The sequence below is a fragment of the Vibrio floridensis genome (assembly GCF_021852965.1).
Lineage (GTDB): Bacteria > Pseudomonadota > Gammaproteobacteria > Enterobacterales > Vibrionaceae > Vibrio > Vibrio floridensis.
Window position 1 is genome coordinate 44,222 of the sequence record NZ_JAKGCY010000005.1, and the last position, 26,601, is coordinate 70,822.

Annotated in this window: 30 protein-coding genes; 14 read left to right on the forward strand and 16 right to left on the reverse strand. The window is 46.5% G+C overall.

Annotated elements, in window-relative coordinates:
• Positions 1-19: 19 nt before the first annotated feature.
• Positions 20-412, reverse strand: a complete 393-nt coding sequence (locus LZU85_RS10090; protein ID WP_011081536.1) for a RidA family protein — start codon at positions 410-412, stop codon at positions 20-22.
• Positions 413-487: 75 nt separating this feature from the next.
• On the reverse strand, positions 488-1,921 hold the full coding sequence (locus tag LZU85_RS10095) for an N-acyl-D-amino-acid deacylase family protein (RefSeq protein ID WP_419795967.1): 1,434 nt from the start codon (positions 1,919-1,921) through the stop codon (positions 488-490).
• Between the two features lie 182 nt (positions 1,922-2,103).
• On the opposite strand from LZU85_RS10095, the gene LZU85_RS10100 reads away from it, so the two are divergent.
• From LZU85_RS10100 to LZU85_RS10125, 6 genes are all read left to right on the forward strand, one after another.
• Positions 2,104-3,369 (forward strand): amino acid deaminase, encoded by a 1,266-nt coding sequence (locus LZU85_RS10100; protein WP_237286999.1) that lies wholly within the window; start codon positions 2,104-2,106, stop codon positions 3,367-3,369.
• Between the two features lie 96 nt (positions 3,370-3,465).
• Positions 3,466-4,329 (forward strand): MurR/RpiR family transcriptional regulator, encoded by an 864-nt coding sequence (locus tag LZU85_RS10105; protein ID WP_011081539.1) that lies wholly within the window; start codon positions 3,466-3,468, stop codon positions 4,327-4,329.
• Between the two features lie 245 nt (positions 4,330-4,574).
• Entirely contained in the window at positions 4,575-5,525 is a 951-nt protein-coding gene (locus LZU85_RS10110) for an HlyD family secretion protein (protein ID WP_237287000.1), read from the forward strand.
• A 3-nt stretch (positions 5,526-5,528) separates the two neighbouring features.
• Positions 5,529-6,455 carry an ABC transporter ATP-binding protein gene (locus tag LZU85_RS10115; RefSeq protein ID WP_237287001.1) on the forward strand — a complete coding sequence of 309 codons (927 nt, stop codon included), beginning with the start codon at positions 5,529-5,531 and terminating at the stop codon, positions 6,453-6,455.
• Positions 6,452-7,549, forward strand: a complete 1,098-nt coding sequence (locus tag LZU85_RS10120) for an ABC transporter permease (RefSeq protein ID WP_237287002.1) — start codon at positions 6,452-6,454, stop codon at positions 7,547-7,549. The genes LZU85_RS10115 and LZU85_RS10120 overlap by 4 nt, the downstream gene beginning before the upstream one ends.
• Before the next feature lie 80 nt (positions 7,550-7,629).
• A complete protein-coding gene (locus LZU85_RS10125) occupies positions 7,630-8,571 on the forward strand; it encodes a Gfo/Idh/MocA family protein (protein ID WP_237287003.1) in 942 nt (313 codons plus the stop codon).
• Positions 8,572-8,652: 81 nt separating this feature from the next.
• Here LZU85_RS10125 and LZU85_RS10130 read toward each other — a convergent pair whose 3' ends face one another.
• Positions 8,653-9,282, reverse strand: coding sequence for a TetR/AcrR family transcriptional regulator (locus LZU85_RS10130; protein WP_011081544.1), 630 nt, complete (start codon positions 9,280-9,282; stop codon positions 8,653-8,655).
• Positions 9,283-9,474: 192 nt separating this feature from the next.
• Between LZU85_RS10130 and LZU85_RS10135 the strand changes: the two genes are divergently transcribed.
• Positions 9,475-10,494 carry an MBL fold metallo-hydrolase gene (locus LZU85_RS10135; RefSeq protein ID WP_237287004.1) on the forward strand — a complete coding sequence of 340 codons (1,020 nt, stop codon included), beginning with the start codon at positions 9,475-9,477 and terminating at the stop codon, positions 10,492-10,494.
• A 115-nt stretch (positions 10,495-10,609) separates the two neighbouring features.
• On the opposite strand, the gene LZU85_RS10140 is transcribed toward LZU85_RS10135, so the two are convergent.
• The 3 genes from LZU85_RS10140 to LZU85_RS10150 all read right to left on the reverse strand — a co-directional run bounded on the left by LZU85_RS10140 (position 10,610) and on the right by LZU85_RS10150 (position 11,930).
• Positions 10,610-11,071 carry a hypothetical protein gene (locus LZU85_RS10140; RefSeq protein WP_237287005.1) on the reverse strand — a complete coding sequence of 154 codons (462 nt, stop codon included), beginning with the start codon at positions 11,069-11,071 and terminating at the stop codon, positions 10,610-10,612.
• On the reverse strand, positions 11,061-11,450 hold the full coding sequence (locus LZU85_RS10145) for a lysozyme family protein (protein WP_237287006.1): 390 nt from the start codon (positions 11,448-11,450) through the stop codon (positions 11,061-11,063). Before LZU85_RS10145 ends, LZU85_RS10140 begins: the two co-directional genes overlap by 11 nt.
• A gap of 63 nt (positions 11,451-11,513) precedes the next feature.
• The gene (locus LZU85_RS10150) at positions 11,514-11,930 is read right to left on the reverse strand and encodes a lysozyme family protein (RefSeq protein WP_237287007.1); all 417 of its coding nucleotides are present in this window, start codon (positions 11,928-11,930) and stop codon (positions 11,514-11,516) included.
• 308 nt (positions 11,931-12,238) lie between these two features.
• Here LZU85_RS10150 and dmeF point away from each other — a divergent pair, with 308 nt between their 5' ends.
• The 3 genes from dmeF (at position 12,239) to cueR (ending at position 14,053) form a co-directional block, all read left to right on the forward strand.
• Complete coding sequence (gene dmeF, locus LZU85_RS10155; protein WP_176298132.1) at positions 12,239-13,168, forward strand: CDF family Co(II)/Ni(II) efflux transporter DmeF; 930 nt, start codon at positions 12,239-12,241, stop codon at positions 13,166-13,168.
• Complete coding sequence (locus tag LZU85_RS10160) at positions 13,168-13,584, forward strand: MarR family winged helix-turn-helix transcriptional regulator (RefSeq protein WP_103193523.1); 417 nt, start codon at positions 13,168-13,170, stop codon at positions 13,582-13,584. The genes dmeF and LZU85_RS10160 overlap by 1 nt, the downstream gene beginning before the upstream one ends.
• A gap of 82 nt (positions 13,585-13,666) precedes the next feature.
• Positions 13,667-14,053: a Cu(I)-responsive transcriptional regulator gene (cueR, locus tag LZU85_RS10165; protein ID WP_176298267.1), complete on the forward strand. Its 387-nt coding sequence runs from the start codon at positions 13,667-13,669 to the stop codon at positions 14,051-14,053.
• 89 nt (positions 14,054-14,142) lie between these two features.
• Here cueR and vctC read toward each other — a convergent pair whose 3' ends face one another.
• From vctC to LZU85_RS10190, 5 genes are all read right to left on the reverse strand, one after another.
• The gene (vctC, locus tag LZU85_RS10170) at positions 14,143-14,898 is read right to left on the reverse strand and encodes an iron chelate ABC transporter ATP-binding protein VctC (protein ID WP_176298133.1); all 756 of its coding nucleotides are present in this window, start codon (positions 14,896-14,898) and stop codon (positions 14,143-14,145) included.
• 7 nt (positions 14,899-14,905) lie between these two features.
• On the reverse strand, positions 14,906-15,856 hold the full coding sequence (locus LZU85_RS10175) for an iron chelate uptake ABC transporter family permease subunit (protein ID WP_237287008.1): 951 nt from the start codon (positions 15,854-15,856) through the stop codon (positions 14,906-14,908).
• Positions 15,849-16,784 carry an iron chelate uptake ABC transporter permease subunit VctD gene (gene vctD / locus LZU85_RS10180; protein ID WP_176298135.1) on the reverse strand — a complete coding sequence of 312 codons (936 nt, stop codon included), beginning with the start codon at positions 16,782-16,784 and terminating at the stop codon, positions 15,849-15,851. Before vctD ends, LZU85_RS10175 begins: the two co-directional genes overlap by 8 nt.
• 234 nt (positions 16,785-17,018) lie before the next feature.
• Entirely contained in the window at positions 17,019-17,204 is a 186-nt protein-coding gene (locus LZU85_RS10185) for a hypothetical protein (protein ID WP_237287009.1), read from the reverse strand.
• Positions 17,205-17,256: 52 nt separating this feature from the next.
• A complete protein-coding gene (locus tag LZU85_RS10190) occupies positions 17,257-17,532 on the reverse strand; it encodes a nitrogenase-stabilizing/protective protein NifW (protein WP_237287010.1) in 276 nt (91 codons plus the stop codon).
• A gap of 250 nt (positions 17,533-17,782) precedes the next feature.
• Between LZU85_RS10190 and LZU85_RS10195 the strand changes: the two genes are divergently transcribed.
• On the forward strand, positions 17,783-18,154 hold the full coding sequence (locus LZU85_RS10195; protein WP_176298138.1) for a MazG nucleotide pyrophosphohydrolase domain-containing protein: 372 nt from the start codon (positions 17,783-17,785) through the stop codon (positions 18,152-18,154).
• A gap of 15 nt (positions 18,155-18,169) precedes the next feature.
• The gene (locus tag LZU85_RS10200) at positions 18,170-18,625 is read left to right on the forward strand and encodes an NUDIX hydrolase (RefSeq protein ID WP_176298139.1); all 456 of its coding nucleotides are present in this window, start codon (positions 18,170-18,172) and stop codon (positions 18,623-18,625) included.
• Between the two features lie 60 nt (positions 18,626-18,685).
• On the opposite strand, the gene LZU85_RS10205 is transcribed toward LZU85_RS10200, so the two are convergent.
• From LZU85_RS10205 to LZU85_RS10215, 3 genes are all read right to left on the reverse strand, one after another.
• A complete protein-coding gene (locus LZU85_RS10205) occupies positions 18,686-19,297 on the reverse strand; it encodes a sugar O-acetyltransferase (protein WP_176298140.1) in 612 nt (203 codons plus the stop codon).
• Positions 19,298-19,472: 175 nt separating this feature from the next.
• Positions 19,473-20,147, reverse strand: a complete 675-nt coding sequence (locus LZU85_RS10210; RefSeq protein WP_176298141.1) for a response regulator — start codon at positions 20,145-20,147, stop codon at positions 19,473-19,475.
• Positions 20,144-21,709, reverse strand: a complete 1,566-nt coding sequence (locus LZU85_RS10215) for an ATP-binding protein (protein WP_176298142.1) — start codon at positions 21,707-21,709, stop codon at positions 20,144-20,146. Before LZU85_RS10215 ends, LZU85_RS10210 begins: the two co-directional genes overlap by 4 nt.
• Before the next feature lie 276 nt (positions 21,710-21,985).
• On the opposite strand from LZU85_RS10215, the gene LZU85_RS10220 reads away from it, so the two are divergent.
• Positions 21,986-23,389: an anion permease gene (locus LZU85_RS10220; protein ID WP_176298143.1), complete on the forward strand. Its 1,404-nt coding sequence runs from the start codon at positions 21,986-21,988 to the stop codon at positions 23,387-23,389.
• A 155-nt stretch (positions 23,390-23,544) separates the two neighbouring features.
• Entirely contained in the window at positions 23,545-24,333 is a 789-nt protein-coding gene (locus LZU85_RS10225) for a lipase family protein (protein WP_176298144.1), read from the forward strand.
• Between the two features lie 78 nt (positions 24,334-24,411).
• Here the strand turns inward: LZU85_RS10225 and LZU85_RS10230 are convergent, their stop codons facing one another.
• Positions 24,412-24,666 (reverse strand): nitrite reductase, encoded by a 255-nt coding sequence (locus LZU85_RS10230; protein ID WP_237287011.1) that lies wholly within the window; start codon positions 24,664-24,666, stop codon positions 24,412-24,414.
• A gap of 193 nt (positions 24,667-24,859) precedes the next feature.
• A complete protein-coding gene (aroG, locus tag LZU85_RS10235; protein WP_176298146.1) occupies positions 24,860-25,912 on the reverse strand; it encodes a 3-deoxy-7-phosphoheptulonate synthase AroG in 1,053 nt (350 codons plus the stop codon).
• Between the last annotated feature and the right edge of the window lie 689 nt (positions 25,913-26,601).

Consider the following 26,601-nt stretch of genomic DNA (forward strand, 5'->3'; position numbering starts at 1 on the left):
TTAGTGGATGAGACGGCGATTAGCGACGGTCGGCTCGATAACACGTTACGTCGACTTCCACTTTGACATCCACCACAAGGTCACACACCATGCAAATACGCGCAGGTGGATGCTCGCCAAAAAACTCTTTAAACACTTTATTGAACGACTGGAAATAGCGTGCATCGGTCAACACAACCTTAACGTGTACTACATCTTCTAGCGTATAGCCCGCCTCGCTCATGATGTCGACACAGTTTTGAATCGCAAGGCGAGACTGATCAACAATGCCACCTTCAACCACTTCACCATCAATCATCGGTGTTTGGCCAGAGACGTAAAGGAAACCACCCGCTTCGGTTGCTCGTGCAAAGGGTAAATGCTGACCACCTGTACCCACGCCGCCTTCTACACCATATCGTTTAATTGACATTATTTTTCTCCATTACTTTCTTACTTAATTTCATCAATTTAATATTTATCAAATAACTTTATTTGAATTAAAACGTTATTTATTTCGATAAATAAAAACACCGTTTCTGTGTTTTGAAACCTGACCATTAAAATAAGCCAGCATTCCATTCACGAATACCCGTTCAATACCTTGCGCTAACGAAATGGGATTTTCAAAAGTTGCGGTATCTTTCACTGTTCTCGGATTAAATAAAACCAAGTCAGCAAATGCACCTTGTTTGATCACTCCTCGCCCAGTGAGGTTATATCGTTTAGCGGACATTCCCGTCATTTTGTGAATTGCTTCTTGCAGGGAAAAAAGTTTTTCTTCTCGGCAATAGTGCCCAAGCACTTTCGGGAAAGTGCCCCACAAGCGCGGGTGTGGGTGAGGATCGTTCGGCAACCCATCCGAACCCACCATGGTTAAGCGGTATTTCAACACTCGCTTAACATCTTGTTCGTCCATGCAATGATACACCGCTCCAGCAGGTTGTAGCGCTTTGGCTGCTTCCATGAGGGGTAACCCCATTTCCTTGGCGATCTGCTTAAGCATCTTGCCGGCAAACTGTGGCTGGCTTTTCGACCAAGTAATAAAAATGTCGATCTCTTCTGTCACTTGATTCAGATCTAAAGTGGAAGAGCTAGCCGAATAAGGGTAACAATCGCAAGAGACATCTTGATGTTGAGCGGCTTTTTCCATCAGATCCACCACTTCAACCGAGCGTCCCCAATTGCCCGCGCCCGCGCATTTGAGATGGGAGATCACCACAGGTACCTTAGCAAACTGGCCCGTTTCAAAGGCTTCCGCCATCGCACTGAGTATCTCTTCAAATTCGGTACGCATATGAGTGGTATAAATGCCCTCATACTCGCCGAGCACTTGTGCTAAGCGCATCACTTCATCGGCGGTCGCCTGCTTAGCACTGGCATAAGCCAAACCAGAACTTAGCCCCAACGCTCCCTGTTCCATCGCTAAAGTCAGCGCTTGTCGCATCTGCTCGATTTCTTCATCGGATGCGGTGCGCAACAAATCATCCATAACATTGTTGCGCAGTGTCGTGTGGCCAACCAACGCCGCCACATTCACGGCAGGTTGCGCGCGTGTTACCGCCTCGGCGTAATGCGCAAAAGTCGGGTATTTAAAATCGGCTTGCTCACCAAGCAAGTTCATAGGGTCAGGCGGATCACCCGCTAAAATCGTCGGGCTGGCACTGATGCCACAATTACCCACAATCACGGTTGTCACCCCTTGGCTGACTTTAGCCAAACACTCTGGATAACGAATCACATTGGTATCGTCATGAGTATGAACATCGATAAATCCCGGTGCGAGAGCCAAGCCCTGGCCATCAATCACACAAGCCGCAGTCGCATTTTGACTATCACCAATTTGAGCAATGCGCTGCCCTTGAATGGCGACATCAGACACAAATGGCATCCCACCGGTGCCATCAAAAATTTCTACATTTCGAATTATGGTATCGAACACTCTACGTCTCTCTACTGCTCAACTCTTTAACCTGATGTCATAGTAAATCTTGCTAAAAATTAATCAGTGACAAAACACACAAATAACCACGAAAAGTTTGATAGTTTCTACCACAAGATCTATTTTAGAAACAAACAAACTCAAAATATCAACCACTTAAAACATGTTAGAAGTAGATAGCCATGAAAAAACCTTATGAAAATCATGATAGAAACTATCATAACTTTGTTATTCAACGCCCCGCTGCTGGTGAAAAAAGCCAAGCAATTCAACCTCAAGCATGCAATTTATCGTTGGACGAAGTGAGCCTGCCGAGTGCGGTGATTCACGCGTCTGCACTCAACAATAACCTTAAGTGGATGCAACAGTTTGCCAATCACCACCACGTGAAACTGGCCCCACACGGCAAAACCTCCATGACGCCCGATTTCTTCCGCCAACAACTTGAAAATGGCGCGTGGGGCATCACCGTTGCCACTGCCGCACAAGCAGAAATCGCCGCCATGGCCGGTGCGAAAAACATCATCATCGCCAATCAACTGGTGGGCAAAGCCAACATGGCCATCATCAGTCAACTCATCGAAGATCCTGAGATTCACCTTTACTGCTGCGTGGATTCATCACGGAACATTCGCGCCCTTTCGCACTTTTTTGCCCAACACCAGCAAACACTTCATCTTTTCATTGAATTGGGAGTGAATGGCGGCCGTTGTGGTTGTCGAAGCGAAGCACAAGTGCTTTCACTCGCTAACGAAATCCACTCACTGCCTCATTTGGCGTTGGCAGGCATCGAGGTGTACGAAGGGGTGATTCATGGTGAAAATGCCGAGGAAGAGATTCGCCATTTCTTGCAGAATGCGATCTCTTTAGCTCGCAAGCTCAAAAGCGCTCAATTGATCGCATCACAGCCAATCATCACTGGTGCGGGCTCTGCTTGGTATGACGTTGTGGCGGAGCAATTTAGCGGCCTTACCGATCTCACCCCCGTCATTCGCCCTGGCTGCTACGCCATCCATGACACCGGGATTTACCAAACCGCACAGCAAAAAGTGATGCAAAGAGCCCAACAAAATCAGGGCGTCGCGTGCGATCTTGGTGGGGATTTGCTCTCTGCGCTTGAGCTATGGGCACATGTTATTTCTCGCCCGGAACCAACGCGTCTTGTGGTTGGCATGGGTAAGCGTGATGTGGCATTTGATGCAGGCCTGCCCACGTTAGAACACGCGTTTCGCGACGGTCAGCCACTGGCAATACCTGCTGGCGTGACATCAATCGCGATCATGGATCAACACACGTTTGTCGAGATCCCAGCAGAGTGCGAACTCGATGTCGGCGATATTCTGGTTTTCTCCACCTCTCACCCTTGCCTCACCATCGACAAATGGCGCGCGTTGGCCATTCGCGATGATCACTATCAAGTGAGCCACTGGGTAGAAACCCGCTTCTGATGAATTTGTGCGATGTGAACGCAGCAACTTAGAGCAAATTACGCTATTCTTGCGACCGCAGTTTTACTGCGGTCATTGGCAACGTAGGACAATCCCTTGAGTTTAGAAGTCGATATTATTTCTCAAATTACCGAACGTTTTAGCGCATTACGCGAGGCAGAAAAGAAAGTCGCCAAATTGGTGATGGATGACATTGAAACCGCCGCCAATGCAAGTATTACTGAACTGGCCCAGAGCGCCGATGTCAGCGAGGCCACCATTACGCGCTTTGCCAAAGCGATTGGTTGTAAGAATGTGCGCGAAATGAAGATCAAACTGGCGCAATCACTCACCGTGGGCCAACGATTTATTCTCGAACCGCCCGATCAAAGTGGCTATCAAGTAATTTACGAATCCATCAAACAATCACTCGATATCAACCGAGCTTTGATCAATGAACAAGACATTGATCAAGCCGTTGAGTGGCTCTATGGTGCAAGACAAATCATCAGTGTCGGCATGGGTGGTGGTTCCACCATTGCCTCTCAGGAACTGCAACATCGTCTATTTCGTTTGGGCTTTGCCATTGTTGCCTACCACGATGGTTTGATGACGCGCATGGTCGCCGCTACCGCGGATGCTAATGACGTCATGGTGTTGATTTCAGCGACAGGCTACACCCCAGTGATCGTGGAGACGGCGCAACTGGCTCGTGATTACGGCCTGAAAATCATTGCCATCACCCCAAAAGGCACCCCATTGGCTGAACAAGCGAACGTGGTTTTGCCGATAGAGCATCACGAAACGGATTTTATCTACAAGCCTTCCGCCTCGCGTTACGCCATGCTGGCCCTTGTCGATGTGCTTTCGATGGCGTTAGCGGTGAAAAATAAACGTCGCTCACGTGACAAACTGCGCCGCTTAAAAGTGGCATTAGACTCACATCGCGGCGGCGGTGATAGGCAGCCTTTGGGTGATTAGACACAGCCAGTAAATCAGATAGAGCGACATTCGGTGTCGCTCTATTTATGTTCCTCCTGCGAGCTCAATCCCGTTTCTCACCTTAAAAATCACATCAATTCAAACCCTTACTATACTCATGAGGGCAAATGCATTTAATTCATCACTTGATGAATATTTGCAGAATTAAGTTGCTAGAGCAGCCACCACACCCAGCGTTACACTGTTGATTGATTAACCACTACCGTTACTGTTAGGACGATCGCATGCGAAACCGACTGATCTGCGTATGGGCTCTACTTGCCCTCACCGCTTGTACGACCGAATCCACGTCTCAAGCACTTGGTACACTTGAGCGTGACCGCGTCACCTTTACCGCCACCGCCAATGAGATCATTCGAGAGCTTCCCGTCAAGGAAGGTCAGATGGTTTCGCAAGGCGATGTGCTGGTTAAGCTCGATAGCAAAAATCAACAAGCCGTCTTAGCCCGTGCCCTCGCTGAACAAAGCAAAGCGCAAGCCTATCTACTCAAGCTCACTAACGGTGAACGACCAGAGGACATTGCTTCAGCACAAGCTCGCGTTGCCCGCGCCGAAGCGCAGTTAATCGAAGCGCAGAAAACCTTCAAACGTAAATCAGAACTGGTGGCGAAAAAGCTCATCAGTCAGTCAGAAAAAGACACCGCTCTCGCACAGCGAGATTCGGCAAGAGCGGAGCTGGATTCCGCCAATGAAGAGTTCAGCAAGCTGACCGCAGGCTCACGCCCAGAAGACATCGAACAGGCCAAGGCGCAACTGGCCGCCACTCAAGCCGATGTGGTCTTACAGCAACAGAAACTCGACGAACTCACCATCGTCGCGACCCGAGATGGAATTCTCGACAATCTGCCCTATAACCTAGGGGAGCGCGTGCCTGTCAGTGGCATTGTGGCGGTCATTCAAGCCAATCGCATTCCTTATGCGCGCGTCTATGTACCTGCGACGTATCGAGTGAACTTCGTGCCCGGCAAACAAGTGACGGTCCATGTCGATGGCGTGAGCGATCCTCTGCAGGGGACGGTGCGTTGGGTAGCGAACGAAGCCTCTTTCACTCCCTATTACGCCCTCACCGAGGAAGAGCGTTCACGCTTGATGTATTTAGCGGAAGTGGATCTTACCGAAGCTGCGCTCGCCCTCCCTTCCGGCGTGCCAACTCAAGTCGATCTCAACGGAGAGTAAGCCATGGTTGAATACGCAATTCAGGCGCAAAACGTGGTGAAAAAGTTTGGTGATTTCACAGCCATCGACAACATCACGCTGAACGTGCCGAAAGGCAGCATCTACGGCTTTCTTGGCCCAAATGGTTGTGGAAAATCGACCACCATCCGTGTTCTCACCGGGCTACTCAGCCCGAGCGAAGGCCACGTTGATGTGCTCGGTTTGGAGATTCCCAAGGAATCAGAAAAACTCCGCTTGAAGATCGGCTACATGACGCAGAAGTTCTCTCTTTACGATGACCTCACGGTGGAAGAAAACTTGCAGTTCATTGGCCAGATTTTTGGTATGGACAAGAAAACCCTAACTCAGCGAATCAATGAACAACTCGCCACTTATGGCTTGGATCAACGCCGCAAACAACGGGTTTCTGGGATGAGTGGCGGCCAAAAGCAACGCCTTTCTCTGGCCGCAGCGACCATGCATAAACCCGAGCTGCTGTTTCTTGATGAACCCACTTCAGCGGTCGACCCTGAAAACCGCCGCGAGTTCTGGGAGCAGTTGTTCGATCTTTGCGACCAAGGTACCACCATCTTGGTGACCACACACTACATGGATGAAGCGGAACGCTGCCACCGACTTGCCATTATGGAGGCGGGATTGATTCGCGCAGATGGATCCCCTGAAGATCTCATGGCGCAAATGGGCGTTAACATTGTTGAGGTCAAAGCGGACAATTTACGTGCGTTAAAAGAGCAGTTATTGCCTTTGGCAGAAGTGCGTTCTGCAGCGCAACTGGGCATTCGCTTACGCGTCTTGATCGATCAACGCGTGGCAGACCCAATTGCGTGGCTAAGAGCCACGTTTCCTCGTTTACAACACGCGGAAATGAACCTTGCCAGACCAAGTTTGGAAGATGTGTTTGTGTCCGTAACAGGAGAAGGCCGCCAATGAATGCGCTCTATCGAATGAAAGCGATTATGGTCAAAGAATTTCGCCAACTCTCGCGCGATCGCATTACCTTTGGCATGGTGGTGATGATTCCCCTGATCCAACTGCTATTGTTTGGCTATGCGATTAATACCGACATTCGCGACATTCCTGTCGCGGTGGTGGATCAAAGCGAAAGTACCGCTGGGCGCATTCTCACCGAGTCGGTCAAAGTCACGCAGGTGATCAGTGTGACTCAACGCTACGCCACCGCGGAAGAAGCCGAGCAAGCAATTCAAGATGGCATTGTGCGTGCGGCGTTGATTTTGCCGAACGATTTAACGCAACGCATGGCGCAAGGCCGACCGTTAGGTCAATGGATTGTCGATGGTTCCGATACCATGATCAGCGCAGCGATTCTTGGCTTGCAGACGATGCCGCTGACAGATTTTGATTTTCAGATCCGCCCGAAACCAACACAAACCTTTGAAGTGGCACTCTACTACAACCCAAGCCGTCGCTCAGCAGTGAACATTGTTCCCGGGCTACTTGGGGTCATTCTCACCATGACGATGATTTTGTTCACCAGCGCCGCCATTGTGCGTGAGCGAGAACGCGGAAACTTGGAACTGTTGATCACAACGCCGGTACGCTCGTTTGAACTGATGGTGGCAAAGATCGTTCCGTACATTTTTGTCGGCTTGATTCAGGTGTTCATCATCTTAGGGCTTGGACACATTATTTTTGGCGTCCCTATCAATGGTTCCGTTGCGCAAATATTGTTGGGCACCTTGTTGTTTATTGCCGCGAGTCTTACCTTGGGGCTGGTGATTTCCACCATCGCCAACACACAGTTGCAAGCCATGCAAATGACGGTTTTCATCTTGCTGCCTTCCATCCTACTTTCGGGTTTTATGTTCCCCTACGAGGGTATGCCCGTGGCGGCCCAATGGATTGCAGAAGTGCTCCCCGCCACCCACTTCATGCGCATGATTCGCGGCATTGTCTTGCGAGGCGCAGATTTATTCGACCTGTGGCGCGATACTTTATGGATGATTGGCTTTACCCTGCTTGGGCTGATCATAGCCTCAACTCGCTTCAAGAAATCGTTGGATTAATACGCGACATGATGTTCAATTGTCACGAGGGGAACTCATTCCCCTCGTTCTAACGCTCGCGACCAACAACAAGGATTACCATGAAAATTGCAATGATTGGCTTAGGGGATATTGCGCAGAAAGCGTATTTGCCCGTGATCACTCAAATGTCGGATATTGAGCTTGTGCTCTGCACTCGCGATGGCACGCTGCTTAAACAATTGGCCAAACAATACCGAATTGCGGAATATTGTAGTGATTACCGTCAGCTCACCAAAATGGGCATTGATGCGGTAATGATTCACGCGGCCACCAGCGTGCACGCCGACATTGCAAGCTATTTTCTTAAGCAGGGCATCCCAACGTTTGTCGACAAGCCACTGGCAGACAACGCTCACGATGTTGAAACGCTGTATGAAATCGCCCATCAGCACGGCCAGCCTCTATATGTCGGGTTTAACCGTCGCCATATTCCTCTCTTCAATCAAACCATCCCTGAACTCGACACCACAAATACAGTAGGCAAGGGATTGGAGGTACTGCGTTCGCTGCGTTGGGAAAAACATCGACTCGATCTTCCAGGTGAGCTGCGTACTTTTCTGTTTGATGATTTCATCCACCCTCTCGACAGCGTGAATCTCAGTCGCCAAGCCGATCTGCAAGATGTTTACCTGACCTACCAAATGGCGGGCATTCAACTCGCGCGAGTGGATGTGCAATGGCAAGCTGGAGAAACCTTGTTACACGCGTCGATGAACCGTCAATTTGGCGTCACCACAGAACGTGTGGTGGCTAGCTACCAAAACCGCGCCGTTGAATTTGACTCATTTTGTGAAGGCCACCTTTGGCAGCAAGGCCAGCAAACCAAATTGGCGTTAAAAGATTGGACACCAATGCTCACCAGTAAAGGCTTTACACCGATGCTCAGAGATTGGGTCAAGGTGGTGGAGCGTGGTCAACTGGCCAGTGAGATTGTGGAACGGAATATCGCTAGCCATCAATTGGCAGAGACGATCTACCAAAAGATCGCCAAAGCGTTGTAACACGGCGTACACGCTAAAGTCTGCTGACCCTATGAATCTGCGGCGATCGTATCGCCGCCTTAACTTGCGGAAATCTCGCCTTTACTTACCGTGCTCTTCACTCACCGCATAATGACTTAAAAACAGTGCTGCGGTGTTTTTTGCCAGCGCTTCTCCTTGCTCAGCCGTGAGCGGTTCGGCGCTGCCAATAAGCTGCGGCCAAAAGGCGCTGCCTTTGATCAAACTGTGAAGCTGGGTGCGAGCAAGTTCCACGCTCTCTAGCTTCAAACGTCCTTTTTTATCTTGCTCTGCTAGCCACGTGTAGAGTGCGGTGTCTTGTTTCGACATGCTGCTGGTTTGCGCTTTCAGCTCTTCTGGCTTAAACAAGAAATGGCCTAATGCCACCTTCGCCATATCTAAATAACTGGGCTGAGCAATCACATTGATTTCTTGGCACAGCAAACTCACCAGTTGTTCCTGCAAAGGTCGTTTACTGAGTGCAACCAACTCATCCTCAGTGATCGTGCTCTTCCATAAAACGGATAGCAGCTCCATCACCAAGGCTTCTTTTGAGGAAAAATGGTTATAAACGGTTCGTTTCGACACCCCTGCTAACGCAGCCAGTTTATCCATACTGGTGTTTTGTACACCAAATTCCAAAAACGCTTGTTTCGCTGCCGTGAGTATCGCCTCTCGCTTTTCTTCACTTCGCGTCTTTTTCTTTTCAATCATGGTGTTACTGCTCAGGTTGTCGAAAGATGTGATTATTTTACACCAAGTAGTTTACTTTTCACGCCCAAAATGTAAACTACACCGAGTAGTTTACATTAAACCACTCTCTTTTGTGGTGAGAAGGACGATGAAAACACAATGAACAAACGACTTATCAAAATCACTTTTTTGACTGTGTTAGGAGCTATTGCCATGAGTTCGATCTTCACCGCCAGCTCGACTGCTGAAGCAGAGAAATCCCCTTATCCAAAGACATTTCGTAATAGCGACCCCAATTTCAATGGCGGTTCTGACCTCTTTGAAATCGTCAAAGCGTACTTCACGACGAAACGCGCTGCACCGAAACCCACATTTGCACTGCCAGTGCATAGCATCACGACAGAACAGTTGCTTGAGGAGCAGCAAGATGTGCTCTATCGTCTTGGTCACTCAAGTGTGCTGATGAAGTTGGACGGTCAATTGGTAATGACGGATCCGGTATTCAGTAAACGCGCCTCACCTGTACAGTTTTTTGGCCCTGCCCGCTTTCACCCAACTCCAATTGAGCTTGATGGGCTGCCAAGCATCGATGTGGTTCTCATTAGTCATGACCACTATGACCATCTCGACAAAAACACGGTCAAAACCCTGGCGAGCAAAGTGGGCGTTTTTCTTGTGCCATTGAAAGTGGGCGTGATCTTGCAAGAATGGGGCGTGGACAAGCACAAAATCGTTGAGTTTAATTGGTGGGAAAGCCACGTAGTCAACGGAATTGAGTACGTGTTCACGCCTACCCAGCACTTTTCAGGCCGAGGATTAACCGACAGTAACAGCACCTTGTGGGGAAGTTGGGTCATTCGTGGCCGTGAGAAAAACCTCTTCTTCAGTGGTGACTCTGGCTACTTTGATGGGTTCAAAACCATTGGGGAAAAATACGGCCCGTTCGACCTCACCATGATCGAAACTGGCGCGTACAACAGTTTGTGGTCGAACATTCACATGTTCCCTGAAGAGAGCGTTCAAGCGCATCTTGATTTGCAAGGCCAGAAAATGATGCCAATTCACAACAGCACCTTTGATTTGGCAATGCACGATTGGCATGAACCGATGGAAAAAGCGCGACAGATCAGCGAAGAAAAAGGAGTGACGATGATCAGCCCAGAGATTGGTCAGCGCCTTGTGCTTAATGAAGAATCACCACTCAAACCGTGGTGGTTAGAAGATAACGGCTAAAGCCACACATGGAGGATGCAGGCACGCACGACCAAAGTGACTGCATCGAACCTTAACCAGCAAACCAATCGTAAACTGGGAGTGCTAGGCGACATTACACCCTCTTGAATGCATTTTATTCACTATTAACTCCTTCTTTATAAATACATGTCGGAGTGGACATAGAGCTTGTATTAATAGAAATAGTACAATCTATATAGTCGCTCCCCCCATCTAGATAAAAATACTCTAAAGAAAACAATAATTCACTATTCCTTGATGAAATTGATTCAATAAAAACTCCAGATGAAGAATTGAATTTCAACTCTTTATTTTCGATAAATACAGATCTTATTTCTATACTATCAATAACTCTAAATTCAGGCGTGCTTATTTTATCAATTTCTAATAATGGTTCGACTTCCATATTATGCTTTACTACTCGAATAAGAAATTCGTTAATTCTATATGTTTCAACTCTATCTATCGATACTGGTAATGTCGTAGCATGTGTATGAACAGAATAAATTAATATAATGCTTGCTATAACTATTAAATTTCTCATATTTAAACTTGAGAATAAAAATTTACATAACATACTTAACTCGCTTATCAAAGCTATCCGCTGGAACTCTTGCCCATAGAGATTTATTAGTAATGATTTTTTTAAAACTTCCAAGATCATTATTAGCAATACTTTCTTGTAGATACTCTCTAGCTGTTGATGTGTAATCTCCTCGAAACTTCAGGTCTACTGTAACTTCTTTAATCTTTTCATTTAAGTTAGCCCAGTCTGTAGCACCATATTTCTTAACTACATCCGCTTTATTGCAAATCCTTTTCACTTCTGAAGATTCAAAAGCATAACTAATATTAAATAATTTTAGTTGGGCATCTACAGATATTTGGTAGTCAATCAAATCACTATCAATGATAAATTGTTTCGCTTGCTTACCTTGTAGTCCTATTGCACCCACCAATTTAGATATGACATCTGGTCTGATGCCAGCAGAAGCAAGATCTTTACGAGCGAGAGCAAGTTATTTCATCCTCAAGTCATACCCACGTCCCACAGTAACACCTGAACTATCACTTGGAACATGTAGCTTTCTACTATGATATGCTCCTCCTTCATTCCCTTCAGCACTCCACGTAAGTACACCTTGGAGGGGAGGATTAATAGACAAAGGTTTAAAAACAGAGCGAACTAAGTCATTAAGCGACTTTATTATTTTTCCATTTGGCTCTACGTAATATGTTGGCATAGCGCTATTAAGATGTTTATTTTGATATTCGACCAGTTTAGAAATTAGTTCATCATCACATTTTCCTGTAATGTCCAATACTTTTCTTGCATTTTTCCGAGCGTAGACATTCAACAGTGCTTGTATAACTTTCACATCATAAACATTATTTTTCTTATTTGTTCCAACAATACCTAAAATTTCAAATGACAAAATACCCTCCAAAGGATTCGCTAATCTGTGATATTTGTCAGCATAAACAAATCACATTTAGCAATAAATTCAAAGTCATCAGATTTTTTAAATTTTGGAGATAACACGCAGCTATATGAAAATAATAAAGTCATCACTATTGCAATTTCGAGCAAATAACACCCTATCTACCACCGATAACCTAACCAACAAGCCACACTGTGTGGCTTGTTGCGTTTTCTGCACGCAACAAATCGTTGACTTACTTTGACAATCAAACTAAATTTACTTTCAAATATTTTGACTATCAAACAAATGGATTTTCTTTTATGTCTGCTTGCTCTCAAAGCCACCGATTTACCACACACAATCAACAGGGTGAAAAACGCACTTTTTACGTTCTTTTACTCACCCTTTTTACTATGGTGGCGGAAATTGTTGCGGGCACCCTTTACGGCTCCATGGCGCTACTGGCTGACGGTTGGCACATGGGGACGCACGCAGCTGCCTTTTGCATCACCCTCTTTGCGTATCGCTATGCGAAAAAGCACGCGCACAGTGCTCGTTTCTCTTTTGGCACGGGGAAAGTCAGCGTGCTTGGTGGTTTTACCAGCGCGATTGCTTTAGGAATCGTCGCCTTGCTGATGGTGGTGGAATCGGTTCATCGCCTATTTAATCCTGAAAGTATTCAATTTAATGAAGCGATCTTGGTGGCGGTGGTTGGATTATCCGTCAATGTCGCCAGTATGTTCTTGCTGCATGATCACCATCATCACGATCACGGTGATCATCATCATGAACATCACCACGAACATGATCATGAACATGCGCATGAGCACCATCACGACCACAATCTGCGCGCCGCTTATCTTCATGTTTTGGCGGATGCCCTCACTTCAATCTTGGCCATTGCGGCGCTCATCATTGGTAAATTCTACGGCTGGATTTGGCTCGATGCATTGATGGGCATCGTGGGTGCACTGGTGATTGGTAAATGGACCTTCGGACTGGTGAAACAAACGGCGCCCATTTTGCTTGATGAAAGCATTGAATCGAATTACATCGAGCAGCTTAACCAAACGTTAAGCCCTTATGCCACCGTGACCGACTTACATGTGTGGCGGATCAGCGGCCACCATTACGGCGCGATCATCAGCTTGGTGGATCACAGCAAAACCCCGTATGAGGAATATAAACACATGCTGGAAAAATTTGATAAGATTCACCACCTCACGTTGGAACTGCAACCGGCCAAGTAATGCGAAATTTAGAAAAACTCAATCAAACTCTGACTGAATTCTACGACAAGATGTCTTCGTGGGAGCAATCGGTCGTGAAAGAAACCGGCTACTCATTGGCGCAAATTCACACCATTGAAGTGCTCGGCTGTCACGGCGCGTTGCGAATGAAAGAGCTGGCAGAAAAGCTTGGCATCACGACAGGCACACTGACGGTGCAGATAGAAAAACTGGTCAAAGCGGAGTTGATTGAGCGCTGCGCACTCCCAGAAGATCGACGTGCCATCGTGGTCAAGCTAACAGAAACAGGACAAGTGATTCATCGCCAGCACAATCAATTGCATCTTGATTTGGTTCGCGAGCTCACACGCCATATCGACGAAGAGCAGCAAGCACTGCTGCTCTCTTGTCTTGAGAAGATGAATCAAGAGTTCTAAGACAACAGCATCAAGCAACAAAGCATTGCTAAGCGAGTGGCAAAGCGTAAAATCATGACAAACAGAGATTTGTGAGGTGAGTATGAACATCGGTGCGATTTCAACACTAACTGGGTTATCAACCAAATCCATTCGCATGTACGAAGAAAAAGGCATTATTTCGCCACCATTACGCAGTGATGCGGGCTATCGCGAATATGGGCAAAAACACATTGTTGAACTCAATCTGATCTCTCGGGCCAAAAATGCTGGTTTCTCGCTGCAAGAGTGTAAAGAGTTTGTCCAACTGGCGCAAAATCCCAATCGGAAAAGCAGCGAAGTAAAAGAAAAGACCAAGGAGAAGTTGGCGGAGATCGAGCAAAAGCTCGCTCATCTCAACGAGATTAAGAAACAGCTGGAAAGCTGGGTATCTTCTTGCCCCGGCAACGCCGATAGCCACTGCCCGATTATCGATGAACTGACAAAATAAACGCGTCATATAAGCTTTTCCATCGCCAATTTGAGAATCGGCGATGGAAAACCAAGCGTGCTGTAACGAAATACCTTAAACAGAACGTCCTAAAAATAGGTACACATACGTTTGCCTTCTTGTTCTATCACTCTGAAAGGCGTTTCGTATATCTCTTCTAACGTCCGCTCTTCAATCACCTGTTCTACTCGACCACTGGCGACAATTTTGCCTTTTTTCAACGCAATAATGTGGTCAGAGTAGCAAGCTGCAAAGTTGATGTCGTGAATCACGACCACAACCGCTTTGTTCATTTCTCTCGCTAATCGGCAAACCGTCTGCATAATTTGTTTGGAGTGGCGAATGTCTAAGTTATTGAGCGGCTCATCTAGAAACACATAATCCGTGTCTTGTGCGATGACCATGGCGATAAAGGCGAGCTGTCTTTGCCCACCACTGAGTTCGTCGAGATACTTGTCTTGAATTTCTTGCAGATCGAGATAACGAATCGCTTTGTCAATTTCAGCATTATCTTGCTCAGTCAAGCGACCAGACGAGTGAGGAAAACGACCAAAAGCAACCATTTCTCGAATGGTAAAGCGCATGGTGATGCTATTGGCTTGACGCAATACCGCCAATTTTTTTGCTAAGGTTTTATTATCCCAATCGTGAAGCTCTTTACTGTCAATAAGAACGGAGCCGCCGTCTCGCTGCGTTAAACGAGACGCCATTGAAAGCAACGTGCTCTTACCCGCACCATTCGGGCCGATAATGGATGTTACCTTGCCTTTCTCAAATTGGCCGCTCGCTGCTGACACAACCTCAAACTTACCAAAACGCTTGGTTAAGCGGTCTAAAATGATCATGATTTACCTACACAATACGGTTTCGCAGCAACATCGAAAGAAAATAGACGCCACCGACAAAGTTAATAATCACACTCAACGTGGTTTGAAACGCCAATACGTTTTCCACCAGCCACTGCCCCACAAGAAGTAAACAGACTCCCAAGATAGCGCAGCCAGGCAGCAGCAGTGAATGACGGTAGGTGTTAAACATTTCACGCGCTAAATTGGTTACTAACAAGCCGAAAAAGAGCACAGGCCCAATGAGTGCCGTTGAAATCGAAATCAACACTGCGCTCAAAATCAGCACTTTTTTAGTGACACTGCGAACATCGACACCAAGGCTGGTCGCGTTATCTTTATCCAGCCAGAACACATCCATGATGTGGTGCATACGATACATAACGAACGAGGCGATCAATAACAACGGCGCGGTAAGATAGACCAATTGGGTGTCGATATTATTGAAACTCGCAAACATGTTGGCCTGAACAGAGGCGTAATCATTGGGATCCATTACCAACACAAAAAATGAAGCCACATTGGAAAACAACTGGCCAAGTATCAATCCCACCAACAATAACGTGATCAAATTCTTCTCTTTACCGCGGAAATAGAATCCAAAGAGCAGGATGGAAAACAGCACCATCACGCTGACAATGATGGAAAAATTGAGGTAAGCATTTAACACGTAATGACTGAGACCGCCAAACACCACCACAACGATGACTTGCGCTAACAGATAGAGAGAATCAAAACCGAGAACTCCTGGAGTCAAGATTCGATTGTGTGTAACGGTTTGGAATAGCAGGGACGCTTGTGATATCGCCACTCCTGCCAAGATCATCGCCAACACTTTGGGTATTCGGCGTGATAAAAAGTATTGATAATTGTCCAGCGTGAGCCCTTTTACCAAAAATAGCGTAGCAAAAATCAGGGTAACAATCAGCAGGATCAATAACTTAATTCGATTAGACACGTTGCTTTCCTCCAACGATGAGGTACACAAACACCGTACCGCCTAAAATCGAAATCACCATTGAGATGGGCACTTCATAAGGAAAGATGATCAGGCGCCCCATAAGATCGCAAGAGAGCACCAACAACCCACCATAAATCGCAGTAAGCGGGATGTTTTTACGTAAGTTATCGCCGTAGAAATAACTTACCAAGTTGGGCACAATCAAGCCAAGAAAAGGTAATTGGCCGACAATCATCACCACACTGGCCGACAATACTGAAACCAGCACAACACCGATTACAATCACTTGCTGATAGTTCAATCCTAGGTTGGTGGCGAAGTCCTTGCCTAAGCCAGCGGCAGAAATGCGCGTTGCGTATAAGTAACTAAAAATCCCCACCGGAAGCGCGATATAAAGAAGTTCATAGTCACCTTGTAACAAGTTGGCAAAGTTCGCTACAGACCACGAGGAAAGGTTTTGCAGCAAATCATATTTGTAGGCAATAAACGTCGCTAACGAGTCAACAATGTTGCCGAAAATAATGCCGATCAAAGGAACGAAAACCGCATTTTTGAACTGGATCCGCTGGACAAAACTGACAAAGAGCAAGGTGCCTGCCATCGCAAATCCAAAGATGAGCAGCCAGCTGTCTCCTTTGCCTAAAAAGACCAAGCTGACAATATACCCCAACATCGCGCACTCAATGGTGCCAGACGTAGAAGGTGCGGCGAAGCGGTTTTGACTGATCTGCTGCATGATCAAACCTGCGATACTCAACCCTGCCCCAGAAAGCAAAATAGCAAGTAATCTTGGCAATCGACTGGTAAAGAACAAGTGCCACGCCTGAGCATCTCCAGACAACAACATGCTTGGTGTTAAATCACCCACACCAACAAACAGAGAAGCGATAGAAAGTAAAATGAGAGTGAACAGTAACCTCTTCAAACGTTACCTCTCTCTGATCAGAATTGAGTACATCAACATTAATACCAAATGAGACAAATTATCATGCGCGTTTGCAATATACAGATTCATCTTTTGATATTCAACAAGTTAAATTAAAACCAGACACAAACTTTTAACCTTGTGTTGACTCTCACTCTAAGCACAGAGCCAACGGCGAGCCTTGCAGATCGACATACTGACACCGCTGATTAACGATTATAGGGAGGCAGAACGTTATGAGGATGATGTCCCTCTGTCGATGCCGTTATGGTGGGGGGCGTGAGAAACATGACGTGCTTTGGGCATGAAAAAACCACAAGCCTCGCGCTTAGCGAAAGTAGGCTGCTCCCACGCTCCGCATAGATCTTTCACGTTCTCTTTCGCTCGGCAAAAATGCCGGCATTTGCCACAGGTATCCATTCCTTGCTCTCCAATGTTGCTTAAAACTCTAGGGCTAGTTCACCGTCTGTCGCTAGCGACGTTGGCATGATGTGCATCCCCGGCACGCTTGCCGCGTGTGCGCGTTTAGCCGGCCACGTTGCACTTTACAATAAGCGTTTTTTAACGCGCGACGCGCAGAAAACCAATCGTCGGGTTTAGTTAAAATAACGTAGCCATTAAAGCGTTTGACCAGCTCGCTGCGGTACTCTTCAATGAAGCGGCTGTCGTAGCCGATATCAAAGTAGTCGAGAGCCTGTTCGATGGCGGTAAAACTCTCGATAACCTGCTGGATGGATTCTCTACTCATAAAAATTCACTGACTCACTCGTCGCTTTGCCGCACAGTGTAGAGCGAAATGCCACCCAGTTCTTTGACTTATGCTAGCTAAGCATGAGTCACTCTTTTTGACTTGGATCCAGTGACCTCACATATCGTGAATCACACTGAGCAAACTTAATGATTTTTCATCAAAAAATTCAGAAAACTGCTATTTAGATCGCTACAAAAAAACACCTTTGATCGTTACACTTCCGCCCCTCGAACATGGAGCACAAATAATGGATGAATTTGAACAATTCCTCGAAGTCGTGAGACGCAAAGCAAAATACGACCAGAGTAACACTTGGTATTTGGGCCCCCAGACTTATCTCCATGAACTTAAAAAAGAAGTGGATGAGGTGCTTGAAGAGATACCAAGAGCACGTACTTGCTACTTAGAAGATGAGCTTGCCGATGTGCTTTGGGATTACCTGAACGCCGTACTTGCCCTTGAAAAAGAGTCGGATGTTCGCTTGGACTCTATTTTACGCCGAGCGCATTTGAAATACGACCAACGTGTCGCGGCCATCGAATCCGGCAGCGACTGGGATAACGTGAAAGCAACGCAAAAACAAGCTCTTGAACAAGAGTTTTCCAACTCTTCCCACTAACGTATAGGAACAGATATGATCCCTTTTCAATCCCATGCTGTGTCGGGTGTAGCACTTTCCCGTTTTGATGGTCAGCACAAGATTCTGATGATGAAACGTACAAAAGGCAACTATTGGTGCCATGTGGCCGGTAGTATCGAAGACGGTGAGGCAGGTTGGCAGACCATCATTCGAGAGTTTGCCGAAGAGACTGGGATTCAAGTGGCAACGCTTTATAACGGCCAATATCTCGAGCAATTTTACCAAGTTGCAACGAACTCCATCGTCAACATCCCTGTCTTTGTGGTCTATTGCGATGATAATCAAACCGTTACGCTCAACGATGAGCATACCGAGTATTGTTGGTGTGATTTAGAACAAGCCAAATCGTTGGCCGAGTTTCCGGGGCAGGAAGCACTGTATGATCACGTTTGGCAACACTTTGTACTGCGAGATCCTTCTCCACTCTCACGCATTCCACTCAATGGCTAGCGAGTTGAACGCATCCATCGATGAGGTAATTAGGTGGATGCGTTACTACCCCTATTCGTTTTAGGATTGGGGTAAATCATCGATCGCCTTATCGCGATAAAAGAAACGTTTGTCGTGTTCGCCAATTGGCCTCAACACTCGACATGGATTTCCCACCGCGACTACGTTTGCGGGAATGTCTTTGGTCACCACACTGCCTGCACCAATCACGCTGTTTTCGCCAATAGTAACGCCCGGCAACACCACACTATTTGCCCCAATCCAAACATTGTCTTTGATGTGCACAGGAATGTTGAACTGCGCCACTTTTCGTCGCAACTCTGGATCGATTGGGTGGCCAGCGGTTGCTATGGTGACGTTAGGTGCAATCATCACTGAGTTGCCAATATAGATGTGCGTATCGTCCACCAGCGTTAAGTTAAAATTGGCATAAACGTTGTTGCCCAAATGCGTGTGTTTGCCCCAGTTTGTTCTCAACGGCGGTTCGATGTAGCAGTTATCGCCCATCTCTGCGAAAAGATCGCGTAATATCGCTTCGCGTTTCGCCATCTCTGATGGTCGGGTTTGATTAAAGTCATACAGCGTTTCAAGGCAGGCTTGCTGCTCCAACGCCACGCTTTCATCATCGCAAAAATAGATCTTCTGCTGATGCATCCGCTCTCTTACGCTCATCTTTCTCTCCATCAATACATGCATTTAAAAGTGATTCGATCACCAAGGTAGGCGAGTCAAAAACCGTCAATCAACACTCATTAATACGGTCCCTCACTCTAACAGATGCGCAGGAGCACTTTGACTCTGTGCAATAAAAACAGAGAAGCAGATTACAAAATTTCCGCTTTTAAACTCATGGACTTAATGGCTTATTTCGGTAGCAACGTGTCGGTCGGCCAACTTTTCCATGCTCAAGGAAGGCGTATAAATCCCCCCGTTCCACCGCTTTGTCCAAATAACGCCGGGCAGTACTTTTGCTAACACCCAACAGCTCAGCGACACTTGCCGCAGTATGCTCACTATGGGCATGTGGGAATAAGGAAATCACTTGTTGCAACGTAAACTCATCCACGCCTAAGTTTTCGTCACTGTTCATTTCAATATTGTGGAAAATACCATCCAACTCGCTCTGTTTTACCGTTGTTTGCGCAGCAAGCAGCTGCTTCATCTTCAACAAACGTGACAAGCTTGTTTGCAAACGACTGTAGTTGACAGGCTTCACTAAATAATCAAACGCACCGTAACGATGAGCGAGATTGACCGTGGTCGCGTCATTTGCTGCTGTGACCAAAATGCACTCGGGCTTGGGGGTTAGTGTTAGACAATGTTTGACCAGCTCGACACCCAAACCGTCAGGCAAATAATTGTCGATAATGACTAAATCCGGTTTACCGACCTCTATCAGTGACTCAGCAAGAGACAGGGTGGCCGCCACGCCAATCACTTCAAAGCCGTCAATCTGTGTCACGAAATATTGGTGAAGCTCTGCAATTCGTGTTTCATCTTCAACGATCATCACTTTGATCATGATGTCTCCTTGGCCAGATAGACGGTAAAAAGAGTTTCTTGCTCATCGCTGTCGAGTTCAATGTGCCCACCGGCTAGTTGCACAATACTTTTCACAAGGTGAAGACCAATGCCACGCTCGCCATAACTGGCTTTGGAGGAAAAACCGTACTGACAGAGCGTTTCAAGGTCTTGCCCAACGACAGGACCATTGTTGGCAAAGGTCAACACAAACTCGTTGGTGAAAGCACTGAAGTTGACATTCACCGTCCCCTTTTCTTGGCCGAAACACGCCTCTAAGCCGTTATCGACCAGGTTGCCAACCAAGGTACAAAGCTGTTCTTCGCTGAGGCGATCGGTGATCCCCTCCAGCTCACTTTGACAGGCGATATTCAATACCACGTTGCTTTCTTGCGCTTTACTCAACTTTGCCAACAGTAACGCTGTTAGTTGCGGCAGTTTCTTAATACCCTGCAACGAATCAATACGCGTTTGGTTTTGATGCGCTTGCGCCAAACAGGCCGTTAGCGCTTTATCATATTCTCCCATTTGCAGTAGGCCTGAAATGATTGAGAGCTTATTTTGATACTCGTGGCGTGTGACTCGCATGCTTTCCATATATTTATCAACCTGACTAATACGATCGGATAAAGCTTGCAACTCAGAGTGCTGCCGCAGCGTAAACACGGCTCCCGCTCTTTCACCCGATGAGGTGTAGATGGTCACACGATTGATGATCACCGCCTTGCCGTTGACCTGCGCCATTTTGTCGAGGTAGTCATCCCCCTGTAAAGCAAACAAATTCGGTGTTGCCTCTATCAGATCCAAAGAGGTGCCAATCCAAGAGCAATGCCCCAATATCTGTTTAGCCGCATTGTTGGCGACGTAAATTTGACCGAGTGGATCAGCGGCTATTACCGCTTCATGAGTCGCATCTAGTACGCCTTGATGTGTTTTTAGTGCCTGCTTAAGCTGCCAAGGTTCAAGATGTTGCATCTGCCGTTTCACGTAGCCAGAAAATCGCCACGACAACAACAGAAAAAGCGTCAAAGCGGTGAGTGCAAACAGCAGTAATGGCCATAACTTCTCACGATTCCACAGATCAAGCGTTTCCAGCAGGTAGCCCACTTTGACCATGCCGACAATCTCCCCTGTTGGAGAAAAAACCGGAGAAATGAAACGCACGGAAGGGCCAAGTGAACCGACACTTTGTGAGAGATACGCTTCGCCAATCGTCAATGCTCGTTGAATGTCGCCACCCACAACGGGTAAGCCAACACGGTCGCTGACTGGATGTGCCAAACGAATTCCTTGCTCGTCACTCACCGTAATAAAATCGGCATCACTGACTAGCTGCACGACTGAGATAATTTCGGACACTCGCTCACTGTTGTTGCTTTCTACCGCCTCAATCAAACTCGGTAGTTTGGCCAGTTGCTGAGATTGTACCTGAGCTCGCAACGCGATTTGACTATTAAGGACATTCTCTAATTGATAGGCGCTGTAACTCCACCAAGCGGCAATCCCGATCAAAACGGTACAACTCAAAATAAACGCTAACTGTCGCGTAAAAGATAACGTCATGACGACCTACCAAAGAAAAATCCAACGAGGCAAAGAATAAACCGAATCGTGCGCGTCAAAGCTGATCTTGGCACCAAAATATGACGCTGATCGCCAGATTAAATTTTATGAGTTTTATTTATTTAACGTTTCTAATCTCAGCGTTTTTTCAGGGCAACTATTCGCTCACCGACAGAATCAAAACGGAGTTTATCAATAGTAATATGAAATTGATTTTGCTCACTTTATCTCACCCACGTCCTCCTATTATCGCTGTAACTATTTGGAGGTTTTAATATGAATAATACCAACTTAAAACTGCTCGTTCTGTTTGTTCTGGGCGTGGTGATGTGGTTTTTACCCGTCCCTGAAGGGCTTTCTGAGCCTGCATGGCAAATGATGGTCATTTTTGTTGTTACGGTACTCAGTTTGATTCTCGCACCACTGCCACTAGGGGCAATGGCATTACTGGGTTTAACCGCGGCAACCCTAACCGGTGTGCTGCCAATTAAAACCGCGTTAAGCGGCTTTGCCCACCCAACTATCTGGATGATTGCGGCCGCTTTCTTTATTTCTCGCGGATTTATTAGCACTGGCTTTGGCCGACGCGTGGGTTACTGGTTCATCTCAAAACTCGGCCATAACTCATTGGGGTTGGCCTATGGCTTAGTTCTGACCGATCTCCTGTTCGCTCCAGCCACCCCAAGTACCACCGCTCGCTGTGGCGGCATTATTGCACCACTATTTCGTTCAGTCGCTAGCGCGTACGATTCTGATCCAGAAAAAGGAACACAAAACCGTATTGGTGCATTTTTAGTACAGTGTATTTTCCAATGTAACGCGATTACTTGTGCCATGTTCTTAACTTCCATGGCTGGTAACCCGCTGGCCGCTAACTTCGCCAAAGAGCAAGGAGTAGAAATTACGTGGGCAGGTTGGGCCGCCGCCGCGATTGTCCCTGGTCTACTTTGCCTTTTCCTTATTCCTTTAGCGATGTATCTCTTTTTCCCACCTGAGTTGAAAAAGACGCCCGAAATGCGCGCTATCGCCAGAGAAAAATTACAGCAAATGGGCGCGATGAGTCGTGACGAAATCATGGTTTGCGTAACATTTATCGGCATGGTGACATTGTGGGTACTTGGCCCAACGCTAGGGATTCACGCCACGGTGACGGCGCTGATGGGCTTGGTCTTCCTTCTACTTAGCCGCACCATTACTTGGGACGCAGTACTTAGTGAGAAAGAAGCGTGGCACACCATCACTTGGTTCGCCGTACTCATTATGATGGCTTCTGAACTGAATAAACTTGGCTTTATCAAGTGGTTCAGTAATGGCATTGGGGAATCTTTATCTGGGTTTGGTTGGGCAACCACCGTGATTCTATTGCTGTTGGTCTACTACTACAGCCACTACTTGATGGCGAGTGCCATGGCTCACATCAGCGCCATGTACTCCGCTTTCCTTGCCATTGCGATCTCCGCAGGCGCACCTCCGATGCTCGCTGCAATCGTGCTGGGTATTTTTAGTAACTTGTACATGTCGACAACCCATTACTCTTCTGGCCCTGCGCCCATCTTATTTGGAACAGGATTCCACACCCTACAAAACTGGTGGAAAATTGGCTTTGTCTTCTCGCTGATTGTGATTCCAGTCTTTATCTTTGTTGGAGGAATGTGGTGGAAAGTGCTCGGACTGTGGTAAAGCACATCGTCTCGCTTTCACCTTCTCAAACCACAGAGCAATGCGCTCTGTGGTTTTTCTTTACAGAGACACACATCGTCATTTTAGCTTCACACTCACTTTGCACAATTGCCATCAAATACGCCCTTCCAAATCAAATAAGTGAAATCAAATCCGTGAAGCCACTTAAACGATACCAGTATGAACGCTACGCCGTTTTATGTAACCTCGCCTATCCAAGAGTATTTAAACAGACACGTTATGGTTTTGATCCCAACGGACAACGCATTATTAAGAATCAGTTTGGCAAAACCATGATTCGGGTGCTTTGGAGTAAAGAATCGGATGAAGTGGTGGTCGTAATTAAAGGCTCACATAGCCTGAGTGATTGGCTGCTTAACTTCGCGCTATGGACTCAAAGCGTCACACAACTGGGGTTACCCTATCGAATCCATGCGGGTTTTTATCACTTACTGATGCAAGAAAGTCAGCCATCACGTAATCAAGACAAGCTTGGCATGAGCGTGCTTGAGAAACTCGAACAAACCTTGCTTGAACGACTTTTTGAGGGAAAAAGGATCGCCATTACTGGCCATTCTTCTGGAGGTGCGATTGGTTGTGTGTTTGCCGATTACTTTGAGCGAAAATACCCCAAAAGCATCAAACGCGTGGTCACGTTTGGTCAACCCGCAATTGGCGATTGGCGTTTTGCAAAACACTACTCATTGGCGCATAAAACCTATCGAATTTGCTGCGATCTCGACATTGTCACCTTTATGCCGCCGATTCCTTTTGTTTATTCACACAGCGGAAAACTGCTATGGCTCTACAACGGCAGAATTTACGAAAACACACCCACTTATGAACGCTTGGGACGTTCTGTGTTGAGTTGGCTGATAAGGCCTTTTACCTATCATTTGATGAGTAAATACATTCGCAACAAAGACTTTTTTGACGAACGATAAACACAGATATGTCAAGAAGAGGCGCCGACCTCTTCAACGTTATGTTTGCTGATTCCGCGAAAACGGCATGGTTGAAGGTTACAGAGAAGCGATCTCTTTTTCCAACTGGTATTTCTGGTCCGTAACGATTTTCTCTAGCACAATGACGCGTTGTGTGAGTTTGTCGATCTGCTGCTGCATCGCTTGTTGCGTTTTTGTCGCTTCACCTTCCGACTTCGTCAACTCAAGTGCTTTGACTTTTTCCCGGTGATTCAAAAAGATCTTCAGCATGCCACTACCAAAAATGGCAGTGAAGATGATCAAGACAATTAGAACATTCCCTACTTCTTCCATGTTGTTCCCTTAAACTCAAAAACGTTAACTCATTTATAAAATATAACTTTTGCCAAAACAACCGGCTCTGTAACACAAATCGAAAAGCGCCATTTATTATTCATAATCTTAGCGAGGCTATTAAGAAGAAGGGTTGTTGAGAAAGTAAAAAAGCCAGCAACGCTGGCTTTCAATATAGACATCATTCGTTAAGTTATCGCGCTCGTCTATCTGCAACCGCTCTTGCAAGCTGACGCAGCACCGTTTCGGTATCGTCCCAACCAATACAGGCGTCAGTGATAGATTGGCCATAAGTGGCGGTTTTTCCATCGATAAGATCTTGTCGCCCTTCAACAAGATGAGATTCAATCATTACACCGAAAATGGCCTCTTCACCCGCAGCAAGCTGCTCGCAAATGTCATCAGCCACCAACATTTGACGTTTGTATTGCTTGGAGCTATTTGCGTGGCTGAAATCAATCATCACTTTTTGTGGCAAGCCAGCCGCCGCCAGCTCTTCCTTGACAGCAGAAACGTGGGCAGCACTGTAATTAGGCTCTTTGCCACCACGTAAAATGATGTGGCAATCAGGATTGCCCGTTGTTTCTACAATCGCAGAATGGCCATATTTGGTGACTGACAAGAAGTGGTGAGAAGAGCTGGCTGAACGAATCGCATCACTGGCGATCTTAATGTTGCCATCGGTACCGTTTTTAAAACCGACTGGACAAGATAGGCCAGAAGCAAGCTCACGGTGAACCTGAGACTCTGTCGTACGTGCTCCGATCGCTCCCCAACTAATCAGATCGGCCACATACTGAGGTGTAATCATATCTAAGAATTCGCTGGCCGTTGGTAAACCCATGTCGGTTAAGTCCAGCAATAGTTTTCTTCCCATACGCAAGCCGTCGTTGAGCTTGTAGGTGTCATTAAGGTACGGGTCATTAATCAGGCCTTTCCACCCTACTGTTGTACGTGGCTTCTCGAAGTAAACACGCATTACAATCTCAAGATCACCTTTTAACTCATCACGTAATGCTTTAAGGCGTTTGCCGTACTCGACCGCAGCGGCAGGATCGTGGATAGAACACGGACCCACGATAACCAGTAAACGATCATCGTTACCAACCAGAATATTGTGGATATCATTTCTAGATTGGAATGTTGTAGAAGAAGCCGTTTCTGTTGCAGGGTACTTCTCTAATACAGCTACTGGTGGAAGTAACTCTTTTACTTTATTAATTCTTACATCATCAGTTTGAAACATTGCTTCTTCCTATCACTATTGAGTGGGGCAACAGTACGTACCATAGGTCTTTGTGTGCCCGTTCGCTTTTCTTATCTTTGCCAAGTAACTTATCGGCTGAGAACAATTACCGCAAGCACTTTTTTAAAAATAAAGCAAACTTAGTGTTAAATTTACAATTTACACAGAGTGTAAATTAATAATTACACGACCAATAACAAACTAAGTGCTGACTCTGTTCCACGTTTAAACCGACAAATCGATGGTGTTCAAACGTGAAAAGGGCTGACATTGCTGCCAACCCCTTTACATCTTTGCATTACACTGCGTGTTATTCAGGTCAAACGCTCGCTTCGTCGCTCTTCACATAAACAGCAGGAAACCAGCAACGACACCCAGAGCGAGAAGGCAAGTTCGGCCGATAACGCCAAAATGAGTGGGTTGAACCATTTCTTGATGCTGCATATCCATACTCCTCACGTTACTGTTTATTCACATCCTGTTGACAGTATTGATATGTCTTCACTGGAACACAATCCATAAATAGATGAAATTTTTATGACGACTCGGTGAATCATTAGTGACATTTTATTCAGGGATATTATCTCGCTCCCAATCACCCCCTCTCACCATTTACTTACGCTTGTCAGCAAAGCGAGTCGATCAGAATCGTATCGAGCTTGACGGTATCGAAAGGCCTTGAGCCACTG